The organism is Candidatus Competibacter phosphatis (assembly GCF_012939995.1).
Classification (GTDB): Bacteria; Pseudomonadota; Gammaproteobacteria; order Competibacterales; family Competibacteraceae; genus Competibacter; species Competibacter phosphatis.
This window is the reverse complement of the sequence record NZ_SPMZ01000020.1, coordinates 1-18397: the sequence shown is the minus strand read 5'-3', so window position 1 is coordinate 18397 and position 18397 is coordinate 1. Positions and strand designations below refer to the sequence as shown.

16 protein-coding genes and 6 pseudogenes are annotated in these 18397 nt (G+C 59.3%); 12 read left to right on the top strand and 10 right to left on the bottom strand.

All coding sequences use genetic code 11. The features are described from left to right. Positions 1–3: 3 nt before the first annotated feature. The 5 genes and pseudogenes from E4P82_RS07860 to E4P82_RS07840 all read left to right on the top strand — a co-directional run bounded on the left by E4P82_RS07860 (position 4) and on the right by E4P82_RS07840 (position 5050). Positions 4–786 carry an ABC transporter ATP-binding protein gene (locus tag E4P82_RS07860; RefSeq protein WP_169248372.1) on the top strand — a complete coding sequence of 261 codons (783 nt, stop codon included), beginning with the start codon at positions 4–6 and terminating at the stop codon, positions 784–786. Continuing rightward, positions 783–1715: pseudogene (locus E4P82_RS07855) on the top strand (branched-chain amino acid ABC transporter permease). The gene E4P82_RS07860 and the pseudogene E4P82_RS07855 overlap by 4 nt, the downstream one beginning before the upstream one ends. A gap of 11 nt (positions 1716–1726) precedes the next feature. After that, a pseudogene (locus E4P82_RS07850) lies at positions 1727–2804 on the top strand (branched-chain amino acid ABC transporter permease). A gap of 42 nt (positions 2805–2846) precedes the next feature. After that, positions 2847–4167 (top strand): annotated as a pseudogene (locus tag E4P82_RS07845) (ABC transporter substrate-binding protein). A gap of 49 nt (positions 4168–4216) precedes the next feature. Further along, positions 4217–5050 carry an ABC transporter ATP-binding protein gene (locus tag E4P82_RS07840; protein ID WP_169248371.1) on the top strand — a complete coding sequence of 278 codons (834 nt, stop codon included), beginning with the start codon at positions 4217–4219 and terminating at the stop codon, positions 5048–5050. Between the two features lie 43 nt (positions 5051–5093). Here the strand turns inward: E4P82_RS07840 and E4P82_RS07835 are convergent, their stop codons facing one another. From E4P82_RS07835 to E4P82_RS07810, 6 genes and pseudogenes are all read right to left on the bottom strand, one after another. Further along, positions 5094–5561, bottom strand: a complete 468-nt coding sequence (locus E4P82_RS07835) for a PaaI family thioesterase (RefSeq protein WP_169248370.1) — start codon at positions 5559–5561, stop codon at positions 5094–5096. 47 nt (positions 5562–5608) lie between these two features. Beyond that, positions 5609–6388 (bottom strand): enoyl-CoA hydratase-related protein, encoded by a 780-nt coding sequence (locus tag E4P82_RS07830; protein WP_169248369.1) that lies wholly within the window; start codon positions 6386–6388, stop codon positions 5609–5611. A gap of 98 nt (positions 6389–6486) precedes the next feature. Further along, positions 6487–6921: a PaaI family thioesterase gene (locus tag E4P82_RS07825; RefSeq protein WP_169248368.1), complete on the bottom strand. Its 435-nt coding sequence runs from the start codon at positions 6919–6921 to the stop codon at positions 6487–6489. Between the two features lie 99 nt (positions 6922–7020). Next, complete coding sequence (locus tag E4P82_RS07820) at positions 7021–8160, bottom strand: CaiB/BaiF CoA transferase family protein (protein WP_169248367.1); 1140 nt, start codon at positions 8158–8160, stop codon at positions 7021–7023. A 17-nt stretch (positions 8161–8177) separates the two neighbouring features. After that, the gene (locus E4P82_RS07815) at positions 8178–9314 is read right to left on the bottom strand and encodes an acyl-CoA dehydrogenase (protein ID WP_169248366.1); all 1137 of its coding nucleotides are present in this window, start codon (positions 9312–9314) and stop codon (positions 8178–8180) included. Positions 9315–9341: 27 nt separating this feature from the next. Continuing rightward, positions 9342–10110, bottom strand: a pseudogene (locus tag E4P82_RS07810) (3-hydroxyacyl-CoA dehydrogenase). Positions 10111–10254: 144 nt separating this feature from the next. Between E4P82_RS07810 and E4P82_RS07805 the strand changes: the two are divergent. Both E4P82_RS07805 and E4P82_RS07800 read left to right on the top strand, forming a co-directional pair. Further along, positions 10255–11307 (top strand): AraC family transcriptional regulator, encoded by a 1053-nt coding sequence (locus E4P82_RS07805; RefSeq protein ID WP_169248365.1) that lies wholly within the window; start codon positions 10255–10257, stop codon positions 11305–11307. 76 nt (positions 11308–11383) lie between these two features. Then, positions 11384–11725: a hypothetical protein gene (locus tag E4P82_RS07800; protein WP_211203067.1), complete on the top strand. Its 342-nt coding sequence runs from the start codon at positions 11384–11386 to the stop codon at positions 11723–11725. A gap of 151 nt (positions 11726–11876) precedes the next feature. On the opposite strand, the pseudogene E4P82_RS07795 reads toward E4P82_RS07800, so the two are convergent. From E4P82_RS07795 to E4P82_RS07785, 3 genes and pseudogenes are all read right to left on the bottom strand, one after another. Next, positions 11877–12060, bottom strand: a pseudogene (locus E4P82_RS07795) (IS3 family transposase); the annotation flags it as partial. Positions 12061–12132: 72 nt separating this feature from the next. Next, the gene (locus tag E4P82_RS07790; RefSeq protein WP_169248364.1) at positions 12133–12633 is read right to left on the bottom strand and encodes a hypothetical protein; all 501 of its coding nucleotides are present in this window, start codon (positions 12631–12633) and stop codon (positions 12133–12135) included. Positions 12634–12735: 102 nt separating this feature from the next. After that, positions 12736–14781, bottom strand: a complete 2046-nt coding sequence (locus tag E4P82_RS07785; RefSeq protein ID WP_169248363.1) for a S8 family serine peptidase — start codon at positions 14779–14781, stop codon at positions 12736–12738. A 456-nt stretch (positions 14782–15237) separates the two neighbouring features. Between E4P82_RS07785 and E4P82_RS07780 the strand changes: the two genes are divergently transcribed. The 3 genes and pseudogenes from E4P82_RS07780 (at position 15238) to E4P82_RS07770 (ending at position 17686) form a co-directional block, all read left to right on the top strand. Next, positions 15238–15855 (top strand): hypothetical protein, encoded by a 618-nt coding sequence (locus tag E4P82_RS07780; protein ID WP_211203066.1) that lies wholly within the window; start codon positions 15238–15240, stop codon positions 15853–15855. A 168-nt stretch (positions 15856–16023) separates the two neighbouring features. Further along, entirely contained in the window at positions 16024–16470 is a 447-nt protein-coding gene (locus tag E4P82_RS07775; protein WP_169248361.1) for a hypothetical protein, read from the top strand. A 78-nt stretch (positions 16471–16548) separates the two neighbouring features. After that, positions 16549–17686, top strand: a pseudogene (locus E4P82_RS07770) (serine hydrolase domain-containing protein). Here the strand turns inward: E4P82_RS07770 and E4P82_RS07765 are convergent. After that, positions 17683–17811, bottom strand: a complete 129-nt coding sequence (locus E4P82_RS07765) for a hypothetical protein (RefSeq protein ID WP_169248360.1) — start codon at positions 17809–17811, stop codon at positions 17683–17685. The pseudogene E4P82_RS07770 and the gene E4P82_RS07765 overlap by 4 nt on opposite strands. A gap of 187 nt (positions 17812–17998) precedes the next feature. On the opposite strand from E4P82_RS07765, the gene E4P82_RS07760 reads away from it, so the two are divergent. Both E4P82_RS07760 and E4P82_RS07755 read left to right on the top strand, forming a co-directional pair. Beyond that, positions 17999–18259: a hypothetical protein gene (locus E4P82_RS07760; RefSeq protein WP_169248359.1), complete on the top strand. Its 261-nt coding sequence runs from the start codon at positions 17999–18001 to the stop codon at positions 18257–18259. A gap of 17 nt (positions 18260–18276) precedes the next feature. Further along, on the top strand, positions 18277–18397 hold a 121-nt coding region (locus E4P82_RS07755), incomplete at its 3' end, for a transposase DNA-binding-containing protein (RefSeq protein ID WP_420887075.1).

The following is an 18397-nucleotide window of genomic DNA, read 5'->3' as shown; positions in this document are numbered from 1 at the left end:
ACCATGAGCAAGCAAATCGGCGAGGTCATTCTCGACCTGCAAAACATTTCGCTGCGCTTCGGGGGAGTCAAGGCCCTGACCGACATTTCCTTCGATGTCCGCGAACACGAAATCCGCGCCATCATCGGTCCCAACGGGGCGGGCAAGAGCTCCATGCTCAACGTCATCAACGGGGTCTATCACCCCCAGGAAGGCGTCATCATCTTCCATGGCCGGGAGCGCAAGAAGATGGAGCCGCATCACGCGGCGACCCAGGGCATCGCCCGCACCTTCCAGAACATTGCGCTGTTCAAGGGCATGAGCGTGCTCGACAACATCATGACCGGGCGCATCACCCGGATGAAGGCCAACTTCATCGAACACGCCCTATGGCTGGGTCGGGCCAAGCGGGAAGAGTTGGAACATCGGAAAAAGGTGGAGGAAGTCATCGACTTCCTCGAAATCCAGCATATCCGCAAAACCCCGGTGGGCCGCCTGCCCTACGGCCTGCAAAAGCGAGTGGAACTGGGTCGGGCGCTAGCGGCCGAGCCGTCCATGCTGCTGCTGGACGAGCCGATGGCGGGCATGAACGTCGAGGAGAAACAGGATATGTGCCGCTTCATTCTCGACGTCAACGATCAGTTCGGCACCACCATCGTCCTGATCGAGCATGACATGGGGGTGGTGATGGATATTTCCGACCGCGTCGTGGTGCTCGATTACGGCAAGAAGATCGGCGACGGTCTGCCGGACGATGTGAAAAACAACGAAGACGTCATCGCCGCCTATCTGGGCGTGAGCCACTGAGGAGGTCGGGACCATGCAATTTTTTTCTGGAAGTCCTGATCAGCGGTCTGCTGTCCGGGGTGATGTATGCGCTGGTGGCGCTGGGCTTCGTGCTGATCTACAAGGCGTCCGGTGTATTCAACTTCGCGCAGGGGGCGATGGTGTATCTGGCGGCGCTGTCGGTGGTGGGTTGCATGGAGCAGGGCGCGCCGTTGTGGCTGGCGATCATCCTGGCTTTCGTCATCATGACGCTGTTCGGTATCGCCACCGAAAAGTTCGTCCTGCGCAAACTGGTCAATCAGCCCCCCATCACCCTGTTCATGGCGACCATCGGTCTGGCGTTTTTTCATCGAAGGCTTGGCGCCGATCGTGTTCGGCAGCCAGCCACGTGCCCTGGATCTCGGCATCGTCGACGAGCCGATCGCGGCCATTCTCGATTCGTGGAACATGGTGATTTCCAAGTTCGACTTGGTCGCGGCCGGAGTGGCGGCCCTGCTGGTGACTACGCTAGCGCTGTTCTTCCAGTACACCCGGATCGGCCGAGCCTGCGGGCCGTGGCTGACGATCATCAGGCGGCGCTGTCCATCGGTATCCCGTTACAGCATATCTGGGCCATTGTCTGGGGTATCGCCGGCTTTGTCGCCCTGGTGGCCGGCATGATGTGGGGCGCCCGCAATGGCGTGCAGTACGCACTCACTTTCACCGCGCTCAAGGCGCTGCCGGTGCTGATCATCGGTGGCTTCACTTCGGTGCCGGGTGCCATCGTCGGCGGCCTGATCATCGGCGCTTCGGAAAAACTGGCGGAGATTTATCTGCCGCCGGTCATGCAATCGATGTTCGGCGGCAATTTCGGTGGCATCGAGGGCTGGTTTCCCTACGTTCTCGCCTTGTTCTTCCTGTTGGTTCGCCCCGAAGGTCTCTTCGGCGAGAAGCACATCGACCGGGTATAAGGAGAAAACCCATGCTGTACCGCGAAGCCGGCCAATTCAAAACCAGTTATGCCGCCGACCAGCAACTGTTTCCCATTCGTCAAGATCGCATAGGTATCCTGATCCTGCTGGCAGTGGTTTTTCTGGTGATTCCGGGGGTCGCCAGCGAATACTGGTTCTCGGCCATTCTGATTCCCTTTCTGATTTTTTCCCTCGCCGCTCTCGGCTTGAACATCCTGACGGGCTATGCCGGCCAGTTATCCCTGGGCTCGGCCGCTTTCATGGCGGTGGGGGCCTACGCCGCCTACAACTTCCAGTTACGGATCGACGGTATCCCAATTCTGGTGAGCTTCATTTGCGCCGGGCTGACGGCGGCCGGAGTCGGCATTCTATTCGGACTGCCGAGTTTGTGGATCAAAGGCTTCTATCTGGCGGTGGCGACGCTAGCGGCGCAATTTTTCATTGTCTGGTGTTTGACCAAGTTTCCATGGTTCTCGAACCACTCCTCGTCGGGGGTGATTTCCGCCCAAAAGCTCATTATTCTCGGTCACGAATTCACCTCTCCCCAGGAAAAATACCTGCTGGTGCTGACCATCGTGGTGGTCATGGCGCTGGCGGCCAAAAAATATGGCGCGTTCATCCACTGGCCGCGCCTGGATGGCGGTGCGCGATATGGACGTGGCCGCTTCGGTCATCGGCATCCGCTTGATGCCGACCAAGCTGCTGGCGTTCGCCGTCAGTTCGTTTTACTGCGGGGTGGCGGGCGCGCTCTATGCCTTCTGCTATCTGGGCTCGGTGGAACCGGACGGCTTTTCGCTGGATATGTCGTTCCGCATCCTGTTCATGATCATCATCGGCGGAGTCGGCTCGATCCTGGGTAGTTTCCTTGGTGCCGCCTTCATTCTGTTGCTGCCGATTTTCCTCGATATCTCCCTGCCCTGGGTGGCCGGCTTGCTCGGGCTGCCCTTCTCCAACGCAACGGTCTCGCATATCCAGGTGCTGGTATTCGGGGCGCTGATCATGTTTTTCCTGATCGTCGAGCCACATGGCCTGGCCCGCTTGTGGCAAATCACCAAGGAGAAATTGCGTCTGTGGCCATTCCCCCACTAGAGGGTGTTTTGCAAATATAATCACATTGGAGAAGACAACATCATGTCCAAGTATCGCAAGTCCGCGCTGACCGCCGCCGTTTCCATCATCCTGCTGGCGCAAGGCGCGTTCGCCGCCGAAGAGCAGTTTTTTTCCCATCGTGTCATACCGTGTTGGTCCCTACGGCGCGAATGGCCAGTCGTTCTTCGGCGGTTTCGTCGATTACCTCAGCTACGTCAATCTCAAGGAACATGGCATCAACGGCGTCAAGATCGTTTGGGAAGAGTGCGAGACCGAATATAACAATGCCAAGGGCATCGAGTGTTACGAGCGCCTGAAAGACAAAGCCAAGATATCCGCCGGCCCGATCCACCCGATGTCCACCGGTATTTCCTATGCCCTGATCGACAAGACGGCGGCCGACCAGATCCCCATGGCCATGGTGGGTTATGGCCGCACCGACGCCGTGGACGGTTCGGTGTTCCCCTATGCCTTCCCGTTGGTCACGACCTACCAGATGCAGGCGTCCGCCATCGTCAAGTTCATCAAGGAGAAGGAGAAAGGCAGCCTGGAGGGCAAGAAGATCGTGTTTCTCTACCACGATTCCGCCTATGGCAAGGAACCCATCGTCGCCCTGCAGGAAGAAGCCAAGCTGAACAAGTTCGAGTTGACGGTGATTCCGGTGGCGCATCCGGGCAACGAACAAGGCGCGCAGTGGCTGAAGATCCGCCAGGAAAAACCGGATTACGTCATTTTCTGGGGCTGGGGCGTCATGAATCAGACTGCCATCAAGGCCGCCCAGAAGGTCGGTTTTCCACGGGACAAGATGATCGGTTCCTGGTGGGCCGGTTCCGAGGAAGACACCGTGCCGGCCGGAGACGCCGCCAAGGGCTACATGTCCGCGACCTGGAACGTGGCCGGCAAGGACGTGCCGCTCATCGCCGATATCGAGAAGGTGGTCTATGGCGCCGGCCAGGGCAATCTGGGGGACAAGTCCAAGATCGGTACCATTCTCTACAATCGCGGTGTTTCCGCCGCCGTGCTGTCGGTCGAGGCAGTGCGCAAGGCCCAGGAAAAATATGGCGAGGGCAAGGCCATGACCGGCGAACAAGTGCGCTGGGGCTTGGAAAACCTGGATATCACCGATGCCCGTTTGAAGGAGATCGGCGCCACCAACCTGCTGCCGGAAATCAAGACCTCCTGCGACAACCACGAAGGTTCAGGCAAGGTGAAGATCCAGCAATGGGACGGCGAGAAGTGGGTTGTGGTTTCCGACTGGATCGAAGGCAACAAGACTCTGATTCATCCACTGTTCAAGGCGTCCGCCCAGCAATATGCCAAGGAAAAGGGCATCACGCCGCGTGACTGCACAAAAGAAATGTAATCCAGCCTGGGGCGCTCGCGAGCGCCCTTCCACAACCGGATAACCGCGCATGGCTACCCAGACCGTGGCCGCCCCGGCGGCTGAGCATTATCTGACGATCAATAACATCGAAGTCATTTACGATCATGTGATCCTGGTGTTGAAGGGGGTGTCCCTCGACGTGCCCAAGGGCAAAATCGTTGCCCTGCTGGGAGCTAACGGGGCGGGGAAAACGACGACCTTGAAGGCCATTTCCAATTTGTTGCACGCCGAGCGCGGCGATGTCACCAAAGGGTCGGTCGAATTCAAGGGCAGCCGGGTCGACCAATTGACCCCGAACGAACTGGTCAAGCGTGGCGTCATCCAGGTCATGGAGGGACGCCACTGCTTCGGTCATCTGACCATCGAGGAAAATTTGCTGACCGGTGCCTATACCCGCTCGATTTCCCGGAGTGCGTTGAAGGAAAATCTGGAAAAGGTTTACCACTATTTCCCGCGCCTCAAGACCCGGCGCGGTTCCCAAGCCGGCTACACCTCCGGTGGGGAACAGCAGATGTGCGTCATTGGCCGCGCGCTGATGGCCAAGCCGGAGATGATCCTGCTCGACGAACCGTCCATGGGGTTGGCGCCGCAGATCGTCGAGGAAATCTTCGAGATCGTGAGGGATTTGAACAGCCAGGAAAACGTCAGTTTTCTGCTAGCCGAGCAGAACACCATGATGGCGCTGCGCTACGCCGATTTCGGCTACATCCTGGAAAACGGCCGAGTGGTGATGGAAGGCGGTGCCGAAGATCTGCGCAGCAATGAGGATGTCAAGGAGTTCTACCTGGGTATTTCTTCCTCTGGGCGTAAATCCTTCAAGGATATCAAGCACTACCGTCGCCGCAAGCGCTGGCTTTCCTGAAGCCGCCATCGCGCATTGCAGGCTAAAACGAGGTCGTTGCGGATCAATGCGCCTCGGTGGGCGAGGGCGGGGGAGCAATGGCAACGGGCTCCTGAGCCGTTGGTGGGATCGAATAGGTGCAGGTCACATGCGCCACGGGCTCTGGGTCGCCTTCCGAATACAGCAACACTTCGCCCACCGCCAAGCGCTTACCCAATTTGAGAATTTGGCCCCGGCCGATCAGATCGACCGGCTTGGGGCGGCGCAGGAAATTGCAGGTCAGATTGGTCGTGACGGCGAGTTCCACCCGCCCGATCAGACTGAGCACCACCGCATACATCACGATGTCCGCCAGCGCCATCTGCACCGGACCCGACACCGTACCGCCGGGTCGGATGAAATCCTCGCGAAAGGGTATGCGGATACTTGCCCTACCGGCTTCCAGGCTTTCCACCTGAATGCCCAGCATCCCCACGAAGGGGACATGTTCATGGGCCAGTTGTTCGAATTCCGCCTGGGAAATGCGCGCCATAAGGATTCACCCTGATTGCTAATCGATCGCCGATGAAGAACTTCGAATCAGTCGCGGAATTTTGGTTTGCGCTTTTCTTGGAACGCCCGCACCCCTTCCTGGGATTCCTCGGTGCCGTAGAACAGACTGACGGCTTTTAGGCCCAATGAGGAAATGCCGGCGATGTGAGCGGTGTCGGCATTGAAGGAGCGTTTGGCCAACTCCAGCGCGGTCGGGCTTTTCTCCAGAATCTCCGCGCACCAGCGGTCTACCTCGGCGTCCAGTTCGTCATCGGGAACGGCCTTGTTCGCCAAGCCCATTTGCACCGCTTCGGCGGCGGTGTATTGGCGGCACAGATACCACACTTCCCGCGCCCGCTTTTCGCCGATGACCCGCGCCATGTAGGCGGTGCCGAAGCCGGGGTCTACCGAACCGACCTTGGGGCCGACTTGACCGAACTTGGCCGATTCGGCGGCGAGGGTCAAATCGCATAGCAGCGCCAGCACATGACCGCCGCCGATGGCATAGCCACGCACCTTGGCGATTACCGGTTTGGGCACATCGCGAATCACGCTCTGCAATTCCTCCAGCGGCAGGCCGATCACGCCTCGCCCGTCGTAGTGTCCGGCGTGGGATGACTGGTCGCCGCCGGTGCAGAATGCCCTGTTGCCGGCGCCGGTCAGGACGATGACGCCGATTGAATGATCCCAGCCGGCCTTTAGAAAGGCGTGGATCATCTCCTCGCAGGTTTGGCCGCGAAAGGCGTTGTACTTGTCAGGACGGTTGATGGTGATGGTGGCGACCCCATTCTTGACTTCGTACAGGATGTCTTCGTAGTCGACGATCATGATCACTCCTGGGTGGGTTGCGGATAGCGGAAAGTGGTTGTCTTTATTTCTCGCCGGCTTGATCGAGGCGAATTCATGCCGTTCGTCGTGGACGCGGCTCAGCCAGCCAATGCGATCATCGTGGCCAGCAGGGTGGCGATGAGGACCGGTGCTCCGTCGGCGTGGGCAAAGACATCGGCGCGTGCCACCGTGATCGTCTTGCCGGGTTTGACCACGCGGCCCTCGGCGACAAAGTGGGTTCCGGCGGCTGGCCGGAGCAGGTTGACTTTGAATTCGATGGTGAGGACTTCGTTGCCGGCCGGCATCAAGGATAAGGCAGCGTAGCCGCTCGCGGTATCGGCGATCGCGGTGGTGGCCGCCGCGTGCAGGAAGCCATGTTGTTGGGTAAGTCCGTCGCGGTAGGGAATCGAGATGTCGACCACCCCTGGTTCGATACGATCCAGCGTCGCGCCCAAGGTCTTCATCAGTCCCTGTTGCTCGAAACTGGCACGCACGACCGTGGCAAACTCAGGATTGCTTGAGGTGAAATGCATGGTCGAAGATCTCTATTGGCTGATCGCGAGAGTCGTGCCGTTGCTGAAGGAATTCGTCGCCGGAGCTCACGTCATCGGTGATCCAAATCGCTCTTGCCTTCAGAGCGTCCCGGCGGACACGAATTGAGCAATCTCGATGTCGGAAAATCCCCATTCCGTCAGCCAGTCGTTCGAAGAGCTGACTGGTGACCCCGGTGCGCTCCGAATCTCGGCGGGGGTACGGCTGAAGCGTGGCGCGGGCGCGGGTTGCACGAGACCGGCGTGCTCGACGAAGGTCTGCCGAGCCTGGTTGTGCGGGTGCGTGGGCGCTTCCTCCAGGCCGAGCACCGGCGTGACGCAGGCATCGCTGCCCTCGAACAGCGCGCACCATTCATCGCGGTTCTTGGTTCGCAGCGCCGCGCGCAGACGCTCTTTCATGGTCGGCCAGGACTTCGGATGCCATTGCTGCCTGGGGTCGGGATCGGTAACACCGCAGCCTTCGAGCAAGATCCGGTAAAAATGCGGCTCGATGGGACCCACCGCCAGCCATTTGCCGTCGGCGCACTGGTAGGTGTCGTAGAAATGGGCGCCGCCATCGAGAAAGTTGCTTTCCCGCCGATCGCTCCAGTATCCCATCGCTTTCAAGCTGTAGATGGCGGCCATCAGCAGGGCGGAACCGTCGCTCATGGCTGCGTCCACCACTTGCCCTTGCCCGGATTTTCCGGCTTCGAGCAGGGCGGCCAGCAGACCGACCAGCAGCAGCATGGCGCCGCCGCCATAGTCGGCGATCAGGTTCAGCGGTGGCGTCGGCCCGCCGTCCGCGCGGCCGATGGCGTGCAGCGCGCCGGACAAGGCCAGATAATTGATGTCGTGACCGGCGGTTTGCGCCAGCGGCCCGGTTTGACCCCAACCGGTCATGCGACCGTAGACCAGTCGCGGGTTCCGGGCCAGGCAGAGCTCCGGTCCCAGGCCCAGCCGCTCCATGACGCCGGGCCGAAAGCCCTCGATCAGCATGTCGGCGCGCTCGATCAGGCGTAACGCCGTCGCCATGTCGGCGGAGGCTTTCAAGTCGAGTCGGACGATGCGCCGTCCCCGATTGGGAATGTTCTTTTCCGGCGCAAACAGATTGATTTCCGGGGCGTTGGCCTCGCGGTTGATCTGCACGACCTCCGCCCCCAGGTCGGACAGCACCATGCCGGAAAAGGGCACCGGACCGAGTCCGGCGAATTCGACGACCTTGATGCCTTGTAATGGACCCATCGAAAATCTCCAAACGGTCAGCCGCCGAGCACGGCCCGACCGATCACCAAGCGCTGAATGTCGGAAGCACCTTCGTAGATTTGGGTTACCCGGACGTCTCGATAGATGCGTTCCACGGGAAAGTCGGTACTGTAACCGTAACCACCGTGGATTTGGATGGCGTCCGAGCAGACCCGCTCGGCCATTTCGGAGGCGAACAGCTTGGCCATGGAAGCTTCCTTCAGGCAGGGCCGATTAGCGTCCCGCAGGCTGGCGGCATGCCAGATCATCTGTCGGGCCACTTCGATTTGGGTCGCCATGTCGGCCAGCCGGAACAGTACCGCCTGATGCTGGACGATGGGCACGCCGAACGCTTCCCGTTCCTTGGCGTAGCCCACGGCGGCTTCGAGGGCGGCGCGAGCCATGCCCACGGACTGGGCGCCAATGGCGATCCGGCCGGCTTCCAGATTGGACAAGGCGATCTTGTAGCCTTCCCCCGCTGGGCCAAGCAGGTTTTCGACCGGTATCCGGCAGTTCTCGAACAGAATCTGTGCCGTGTCGGAGGCGTGTTGCCCCATTTTTTCCTCCAGCCGGGCCACGATGTATCCCGGCGTGTCGGTCGGGACCAGGAAACAGGAGATGCCTTTCTTGCCGGCGGACGGATCGGTCACGGCAAAGACGATGGCGAGCTGGCCTTCCTTGCCGGTGGTGATGAATTGCTTGGTGCCATTCAGTACCCAGTGATCGCCATCCCGCCGCGCCGTGGTGCGAAGAGCGGCGGCGTCGGAGCCGGTATGCGGTTCGGTGAGGCAGAAGCAGCCCAGCCATTCCCCGCGTGCCAGCCGAGTGAGATAGCGTTCTTTTTGGGCGTCGTTGCCGTAATTCAACGTAATCCCGCAGGCCAGCGAATTCTGCACGCAGACGATGGTGGAGGTGGCCCCGTGGCCGGCGGCGATTTCTTCGATGGCCAGCACCATCGACAGATAATCCAGGCCGGCGCCGCCCCAGCGTTCCGGGACCACCATGCCCATCACCCCCAGTTCAGCCAGTTCGGCCAGGGCTTCGCGAGGGAAGGTCCGGGTACGCTCCCATTCGGCGGCGTTGGGCGCAAGCCGCTCCCGCGCGAAGTGCCGTAAGGTATCGCGGATCATTTCCTGTTCTGGGGTGAGAATCATCGGTCCGTCCTGCTCGGAATGCGCAAGCTATTTCGCGCCCATGCGAATGGCGCCATCGAGGCGGATGACCTCGCCGTTGAGATAGGTATTTTCAAGGATATGGCGCACCAGGCTGGCGAACTCGGTGGGCTGACCGAGGCGGGAGGGGAAGGGTACCATCTTGCCGAGGGAGTCCCGCACTTCTTGAGGCATGCCCAGCAGCATGGGGGTTTCCATGATGCCGGGCGCAATGGTCATCACCCGGATGCCTTGACGGCTGAGTTCTCGGGCAATAGGCAGGGTCATCGCGATCATGCCGCCCTTGGACGCCGCATAGGCGGCTTGCCCGATCTGACCCTCGAAGGCGGCCACCGATGCGGTATTGACGATGACGCCGCGTTCGCCGGCTGCGTTGGGTTCGTTGCGTGCCATGGCGGTGGCTGCTTGGCGAATCATGTTGAACGCGCCAATCAGATTGATTTGCATCACTCTGGCGAACGTGGCCAGTCCGGGCGGTTCCGCTTTGCCCAGGACTTTTTTCCGCCGGCGCGATACCGGCGCAGTTGACGAGACCGTGCAGGGCGCCGAATGCACTCGTGGTCGTATCGACCGCTGCCCGGCCGCTCGCCTCGTCGGCCACGTCGGTGAGAATGAAGCGGGCGGCTGGGCCGAGTTCGGCGGCGAGCGCTTTACCGGCTTCCCGATTCATATCGGTAATGGCGACTCGGCCGCCGCCGGCGACGAGCATTCGCGCGGTGGCCGCGCCGAGACCGGAAGCGCCACCCGTCACGAGAAAAACCTGGTCATCGATATTCATGGTCATACTCCGCGCGATGCCGTCATTTATTCTGCTAGAGTCGAGGTCATTCTAAGAGAGCGCTTGGGTGATCCTCCATGCGAAAATCCGCCAAATCGTTTGAAAGTTTTTGCAACTGGCGTTGATGAGACGGCGGAAAAAGCCGTGGACAAAGATACGGTATCGATCTGTTTTGTGAAGGAAGCCATTTATGGCGCTTCCCAGCGTGGGCTGGATGTGGATGCCATGCTGCGTAGCGCCGGAATCTCGCCGGATTTGCTCGAACTGCCCGATGCCCGAGTATCGGCGGCGCATTACGGCATTTTGTGGCACGTCGTGGCGCGCGCTCTGAATGATGAATTGTTCGGGCTCGACAGCCATCCCATGCGTCATGGCAGTTTCAAGTTGTTGTGCTTCGCGGTGCTCGGAGCCGGGACATTGGAAAAAGCGATACGGCGCGCGCTCGATTTCCTAGCCCTGGTATTGGACGATACCCGAGGTCGGTTGGGCATCGACGGTTCGGAAGGCTCCATTATCCTGATCTGCCCGAGGACGGTCCCCCGGTTGTTCGCGCACGGCACCCTGTTGATGATCCTGCACGGTCTGATGTGCTGGCTGGCCAACCGGCGCCTGCCCATCTTGCGAACCGCTTTCATGCAATCAAGCCCCGATCACGCCGATGAATATCGGTTGCTGTTCGGTCCCGAAACCCGCTTCGGCGTGCCTGACACTACCCTGGTTTTCGAAGCCGAGCATCTGGCTTTGCCGATTCGACGCAACGAGGCCGCTCTACGCGAATTTCTCCGCAATGCGCCGGCTAACTTCTTGGTCAAGTACCGTAACTCCCACAGTCTTTACGCCCGCATTCGCAAACATTTGCAGCGTATCTCTACGCCGGAATGGCCGGAATTCGAGACGATTGCCCGAGAATTTCATATGTCGCCATCGACGCTGCGGCGTAAGCTGGAGAGTGAGGGGCAGACGTTCATGGCGATCAAGGATTCCCTGCGCCGGGACATGGCCATCGAACAGTTGTGCCATTCTCAACGCAATATTTTGGATATCGCCCTGGAACTGGGTTTTTCCGAAACCAGCGCTTTCTATCGGGCCTTCAAGTCGTGGACGGGTACTTTGCCCGGAAAGTATCGGCGAGACAGCAAGCAGGCGGGTAAGCGCTCTATAATGGATTCCGAATTGCGAATCGGTAAATCACGCTGATCGAGTTCCTGCTCCATACCATTTTCCGAACTGATTGTTCTCAAAAAACCAATATGATCGAGAAGGCCGCAAGGCCATGATCGACGCTGAGGAGACGAATGTGAGTTACGCCGTTATCGTATCGTTCGACCGCGACAGAGAATACGAGATCATGCTGCACGATGGCGATATACAGGGCATGGATAGGGATCAAGCACGCGCCTGGCTGGCCGGGGAATTCGAGGAGATGGGGTGCATACCCTCCAACCCGACGGGTAAGATCCTATTGCTCGACATGATTCTGAATGTCGCCATGGATGGTGGTGAGGAGCGCTTCGAGGCAGGTGGCGAGTGGGCCAGGAACTATGCGATAGCGGTTGCGGTGTCCCTGGAGCGCCCGGTCATCAGGGTGGATGTCGCGAACTTCGTCGTTGGTTGAGTTCGCTTGGCCCGAGGTGCTGGGCTGAATTGAGCGAGCGTAGCGTACCCCCGGCTTGGATCGAATAGGGGAGGTTTGCATCCAGCATCCGCAAGCCGCCGATTTCGCGTTTTGAACCGCCCCTGGAATCTCGGAGGCTTATTGGTGTGAGTCACACTGCCATTGCGGGCTTGATGACTCGACAGTAACAAACTGCTTCGGCCTCGGCGGGCGGCAGGTGGCCAGACGGTTCCAGTAACCTGCGATGGTTGAACCAGTCGACCCGGGCCAAGATCGCCCATTCCCGCCTCCAGGCTTTTCCAGGATTGCCGATGGATCACCTCGGCCTTGTACAGGCGATCTGCTCCAGCGCGTCCAGCACGAAGTCGGTACGGAGTACCCAACTCGCAATTTGATCTGTCTCGTTCTTACCGTGGAACGCCGTACAGTCGATAGATCTCATTCTCCAACTGGCCAAGAAAACCTTGGATGCGTTGTTTGAGGGTGTCCTGGGTCGCGACCGCCGGGCAATTGCTATACGAACTCCACGTTCCTCCACCGGCCTTGATCACTTCTTCGACGAAAGCAACACAATTGTTTGGCAACACTAGCCATGTCCACTGTTTTGCCATTAACTCCTCAAGATACAGCAAGGCACCTTGCGGATCGGGCAGGGATAAATAGCGACGCCGCAATTCAGTTTTACCCGATTCCCGCAGGTATCGCTGATAACCGGATTCGCTCATATAGCGGGGATAACCACGCAGCTCCGCAACGTGGAAATAATAGCCTCCTCGGCTGGGACCGGTGTGAAGCAGTAAATGTCCGCAGACGTTCGGGCCGTCTCCACTGACGGCCACGACGGCGATCAGGGAACAATCGATTTCGATTAACCCGCATTGATCGAGTATCTCGCCGTGATAAGCCATATTTTCTTTACTCCTCAAGGGTTTTTGGATCGAGTTGGTGCATCCGCTCTTGGGTGTGCGGAGAGCGATGCGCGTGCTCGACGATCCAGAAAAGAACGAAGGTCAGGACAGTAGGTGTTGACCGAGATCGCAGGATTCGAACTGAAGATTCCCCGCCTTCAGGCGACCCATGCGCAGATGAAGTTGGATTGCATCGACCGTTCCGGTAGTTCCGCGCTCGGTATCGATCACGATCACCGTCCATTGGCCATGGGGATTTTCTCCCCAGAACGCATGCGACCAGAAAGTCCAGGGTTGGATCTGACCGTCATCGTCAACGGCGCCGATACCAGTAGTGAAAGGGTCGTGGTCACTGTCGTAGCGATGCATCATGCGGCGCTTGCTGCCACTGGGCGAAACCAACCAAATTTCCACTTCGCCGCGCCGCGCGTGATCGACGCGCAGGCTGACCCCGACCTCTTCCAAGGCATCCGCCGGATTTTTGTGGCTGTCGAAGTCGATGGGGAAATGAACCCCGGTTTTATCGGCGTCCGGGATGGCGGTCGGTTTCATTCGCAAGGCTTGATCCCAGGTGAGCAGGGGCGTCAATTCCAGATCCTTCAAACCCGCCAAGGCCACCAGCCGATCGGCATTGACCAAGCCAAAACCGTAATTCTGATTGAAACGGCAACCAGCGGCATTCTCTTGCCAACCACCATCGCTTTCCGGCGAATGATCTTCGGGATCGACGACTTGGCTGCTGTTGGCCAGCAGGTGCTTGGCCCAGCGGCTGTTCAATTCGGGCCGAAGCTGTTTAGCCAAGGCCAGCGCGCCGGACACCACGGGCGTCGCGCCGGAGGTACCCCCGAAGGTGTCGGTGTAGTCGGGATCGGGGAAGAGGTTGCCACTGAGATTGTTGTAGCCATGGCCGCCGGTAACGTCGGTGGTCAGCAATCCAGGGTCGCAATCAGCGCAGGCTCTGGAAGGTGCGGATACGACGATGCTCGCGCCGTAGTTGCTGTAATCGGCATGATGGCCCTCGGGACCGACCGCGGCCACGGTAATGACTTCGGGAATGGAATAGGTTCGGGCGCTGGCGTCACGCCGTGTGAAACCGCCATCATCGAAACGCTGGCCGTTGCCCGCCGCCACGACGTGGATCATGCCGTTGGCGGAAGTCTCTTGCAGGGCAACAACGCGCGCATCGCGTATCGCATACGGATAAGGCGAACCGTAGCTGTGATTCTTGATGTGGATCGCCTGATCGCCGAAATAAATTGCATCCAAAATGCGATCGGCTGTCGAGACCACGCCGCCCAGCTCCGAAGGATCGCCCAGCTCCGAAGGGGCAAAGGTATTAGCGAGCGGGACACGCAAGGCGGCGATGGAGGCATACGGCGCAACACCGGTCACGCCCAGACCATTGCCGCCTCGGGCCGCCGCGACGCCGGCGACCGCCGTACCATGCGAATAGTAAAGAGGGCTGACAAACAGATTCGGTGACGGATCGTCATCTTCATGGACGAAATCGTAACTGAGCGTCGGTCGCACCACGAGATCGGGATGGCTCATCTCCACCCCGGAATCCACCACGCCGATGACCACGCCGGTGCCCGCCGCTCCCTGTTGCCAGGCGTCGGGCGCATCGATGTGTATCCAACCGAAGTCGTTGTACAGATGCCATTGGCCGGCGTGAACGCCCGTTTGCGGATAAAAATAGTTTTCAAAGGGGGTGAATGGTGGGATCGGCGGCAGATCCGGCTCATTCCAACAATGCGATTCCTCCCAGGGATCGCCACAGGGTTCGGCTTCCTGGGTCAGGGCCACCACGTAGCGATTGTTGAATGCGCGGATCACGGCCCCATCCTGGCGAATGATCGACAGCAGCTTGCGGGCGTCCTCGACCGAGGGAGTGGCGAAGACATAGGCATCGGCCTTGCCGACCAGCTTGCGCCGGATCTTCAGACCATAGTGAGCGGCCCATTGCCCAGCATCGGTCTTTTCCGCCAAATAAACCAGCAGCTCGGGAGATTCCTGACCGTTCATGCTTAACATCGGATCTTTGTCCTCGGCATGAGCGGGTTTATTGATCAAGCCGACATTGAGTGCCACCGCGCAAACCAGCGCCGGTATCGAACGAGTGGGACGGGGGAAGAATGGACATGGCATGGTTCCTCGTGGTGGTTGTCCAAGAATCATGGCAGAGAAAAAATCTCTGCTTTATTCATGAGCAGGCAGGCACCATGCCAGTTAATAACAGTATGATTATTATAATAAATATTGAATGATTGGCCAATATGCAAGGTCATGATGACCAGGACGGACCAACATGGTCCGATTCCTGATGGCTGAATCGAAGGGTCGAGCGGAGTCTGTGGTTGGAGAAACACCCACCGCCGGTTCATTCGCTGGCGTGATAAGGGGGCTTGGGAAAAGCTGCTGGAGATTCTGAGCGACGAACCGGACTACGAATGGCTGATGATCGATGCCAGGCACTGCAAGGTGCATCCGCATGCCGCCGGAGCCAAGGGTGGCAATCAGGACATGAGTCGCACCCAAGGGGGTTCATCACCCAGATTATGATGGAGACCTCTACTACATTTTCGAACTCAAGGACTTGGTGCCGTGCGACGACGAAACCCCGATTGGTACCGCGTGTGTCAAGTGAGCCGACAGGTATGGGGAGAGGGCTACAGAATGAAAAGATTTTGGCTGCCGGTTTTCCTTGCGGTGTTGCTACCCGCCGAGGTCTTCGCGACGGCAGTCGATGTGGCGGACGGAATCAAGAAGGTCGAGCCCGAAATAAAAGCCTATGTGAAGAAGCGGGCGGCGCGGGAAGGTGGGGCTCCTTACATCAGCGCCTTGGTCCGGGGCGACATCAATGGTGATGCGAAGGAGGATGTCTTCGTTGCTTATGCGGTCGAAGGCATTGGAGGCGGTAACTTCTCCCTGCTGTTTCAAGCGCTGTTTCTCAACGACGGAAAGCGGTTGGTTTTTCGAGCTGAAAGACCGAATGGGAGTTTTGGGACCGCCCAGGGGAAATCGTACATCCCAAGGAAGATCGAGAAGGGCAGGGTGATCTGCGAAACCGATGAATATGGGCCTGACGACGGGGTTTGTTGTCCGAGCATCAAGGGCGAGGGGGAAATCCTGTTTCGAGACGGCAAGTTGATCGAGGTCGAGTCAGTCGGTCGGGGGAAGCGCGCGCGATCCGACCCGACCGATCCGCCGGCGGCTCGGTGAGGTCGGGTACAAGCGGCGATCGGCTTTCAGACAGTGACCCGGACTCGCTAGCCGGGAAGAGCGATTCCAGCCCATTGAGGGTTCGAATCAGGGGATGGAATCGGCGCCGTCGCCGGCCTAAGATAATCGGCGATTGTGAACCGATGCGTGATTCCACTGGGGGGAGGGTTGAGCAATGAAGGCGAAGTGGTCGGGATGGTTCAGTCTCTTGGTGATCGGGCTCTGGGCGATCCCGCTGGTGACCTCAGCCCAAGGATACGACGATCGCGACGAGGACGGGCGTGGCCCGATCGAGGTCACCAACGACTGGCGGGACGAAGTTCAGATTACGATGTGGACGCATCGCCGGGAGCGGATTGGCGGGTCTGGACCATCGACCCGGGAGACGCTGCCTTCCTGGCGGTCGATGGAGGCCGGATCAAGGTCCGGCCACGTTACAAGATCAAGGTTGGGAACGATTGGGGCTGGGTCAACGTCGGGCAGGTGGGGCATTTTCAGGATGGCGTCTGGTACGTCAACGTGCGCGATGTGTGGCGTGCCACCCATCGGGATCGCGCCGATCATGGGCGGGATGACCGCGATGGTCAAGATGATGTTCCCGATTATTTACGGTGACGCGGAGTGTATCGGTCTCCGTGAATGATCGCCGCGTCCCACCAGTTCCATCCCGTAACTTGAACAGAGGAGCGAAGGATGGCCGAGATCCAAGGTGCCTATGACCCGCAATTCGGCGCGATGGCCGATCTGCTTAGTGCCAACGTCGACTCAGGAGCCGATGTAGGGGCATCGGTTGCAGTCACGCTCGACGGTAACATGGTGGTCGACATCTGGTCCGGTTGGTTCGATGAGTCCAAGACCATCCCCTGGCAATCCGACACCATCACCAATGTTTGGTCGAGCACGAAGACCGTCACCTCGCTCGCTGCTCTAGTACTGGTGGATCGAGGCGATCTCGACGTGTTCAAGCCAGTCGCGCACTACTGGCCGAAGTTCGCGGCCAAGGGCAAGGGTGCGATCGAGGTGCGCCACCTCCTGTCCCACACATCCGGCGTGTCTGGATGGGAACGACCCGTCGAGGTAGCTGACCTCTATGACTGGGAGAAGTCAACCTCAATGCTGGCAGCCCAAGCACCGTGGTGGGAGCCAGGCTCAGCATCCGGGTATCATGACCGGAGCTTCGGTCACCTTGTAGGCGAGGTCATCCGTCGTATCACCGGCCAGAAGTTGGGCGAGTTCGTAGCTAACGAGATCACAGGACCGTTGGGTGCCGATTTCCATATCGGTCTTGAGCCTTCTCAGTTCCACCGGGTGTCGAACGTCATTCCATTCCAGGGACCCCTGCCTATCGATCTTGTGACTGATCACGACAGCGTGAGTTACAAGACCCTAAGCGGGCCGGCATGGGAGCCGCCGGTGTCGTGGACAGCCGAGTGGCGGCAGGCTGACATCGGCGCCGCCAACGGTCACGGCAACGCCCGTTCGCTCGCTCGGCTGCTGTCGGTGGTGGCTTGCGGTGGTGAGATCGACGGTTCCCACCTGCTGTCGCCGAGCACATGTGATCTGATCTTCCAGGAGCAATCCAATGGTGTGGATCTGGTGCTCGGCGTTCCGCTGCGGTTTGGTATCGGTTACGCCCTTAAAAACGAGATCATCCCCTATTTACCCAATGGGAGAGTATGCACCTGGGGTGGATGGGGGGGGCTCCGTCATCGTGGTTGACCGAGATCGCCGCCTGACTGTCAGTTACGTGATGAACCGCATGGAGGGCGGCTTGGGCGGCAAACGCGGCCCGGATCTCGTACGCGCGGCATACGCGGCCCTCAATATCTAGCGAGTTCGCAGCAGGGTGTGATCGGGAATGCACCACGCCCACTCCACCAACCACATGATCGAACCCGTCAAGCCTTTCATCATTCGATCCGGCAAGTCGAACGCCGCCTTCAGGGTCAACGGCACTTGAAGGGTGGGATCGACCGCACGGCGTTCGCTTCAATCCCGACAGCTCTCCCCGTCCGTTCCGGACGGGCCAAGACGAACGATCCGGTCCATCGTGAACTTTCCCCGGCTCGGGAATTTCCCGGTCCGCTGAGAAAGCCGAACTATCCGAAAGGGTTCGGACGGACGACCTTTACACGGATCGTCAATGAACTATCAAGTAATAACAATCTCTTGGTTAAAAACCGATAACTTTACTTGGTTTTTGGTAAAGAACTTGCTAACTCTGAAAAAGCCGGATTCACCCCGTGCCGAGGCTATCCATTACACAGATCTTGATAGCGAGGGTAGCGGCCTCCATTTTGAGGGAGCGAACAAGCGGCACAAGGTGAAGAATCATGGAGACGGTGGAGGTGGGTTGGGCGGCGGCGGAACTGGGGGGGAGCGGATTTGGGTGATGCCCGGTTGAATCGACGACTGGTGCGGATGGCGGAACGGTTAGGGGCGCAACCGAATGCCAGCATTCCGGTCGCCTGCAATGGCTGGGCGGAAACCCAGGCCGCCTATCGTTTGTTAGCCCATGAGGCGGTCACTTGGGAGCGCGTAC

Bases quoted from the DNA above. Each gene is read 5' to 3' on its own strand.
- E4P82_RS07860 (WP_169248372.1), top strand. From the start codon at position 4: ATGAGCAAGCAAATCGGCGAGGTCATTCTCGACCTGCAAAACATTTCG.
- E4P82_RS07840 (WP_169248371.1), top strand. From the start codon at position 4,217: ATGGCTACCCAGACCGTGGCCGCCCCGGCGGCTGAGCATTATCTGACG.
- E4P82_RS07835 (WP_169248370.1), bottom strand. From the start codon at position 5,561: ATGGCGCGCATTTCCCAGGCGGAATTCGAACAACTGGCCCATGAACAT.
- E4P82_RS07830 (WP_169248369.1), bottom strand. From the start codon at position 6,388: ATGATCGTCGACTACGAAGACATCCTGTACGAAGTCAAGAATGGGGTC.
- E4P82_RS07825 (WP_169248368.1), bottom strand. From the start codon at position 6,921: ATGCATTTCACCTCAAGCAATCCTGAGTTTGCCACGGTCGTGCGTGCC.
- E4P82_RS07820 (WP_169248367.1), bottom strand. From the start codon at position 8,160: ATGGGTCCATTACAAGGCATCAAGGTCGTCGAATTCGCCGGACTCGGT.
- E4P82_RS07815 (WP_169248366.1), bottom strand. From the start codon at position 9,314: ATGATTCTCACCCCAGAACAGGAAATGATCCGCGATACCTTACGGCAC.
- E4P82_RS07800 (WP_211203067.1), top strand. From the start codon at position 11,384: ATGATCGACGCTGAGGAGACGAATGTGAGTTACGCCGTTATCGTATCG.
- E4P82_RS07790 (WP_169248364.1), bottom strand. From the start codon at position 12,633: ATGGCTTATCACGGCGAGATACTCGATCAATGCGGGTTAATCGAAATC.
- E4P82_RS07785 (WP_169248363.1), bottom strand. From the start codon at position 14,781: ATGCCATGTCCATTCTTCCCCCGTCCCACTCGTTCGATACCGGCGCTG.
- E4P82_RS07760 (WP_169248359.1), top strand. From the start codon at position 17,999: ATGAACTATCAAGTAATAACAATCTCTTGGTTAAAAACCGATAACTTT.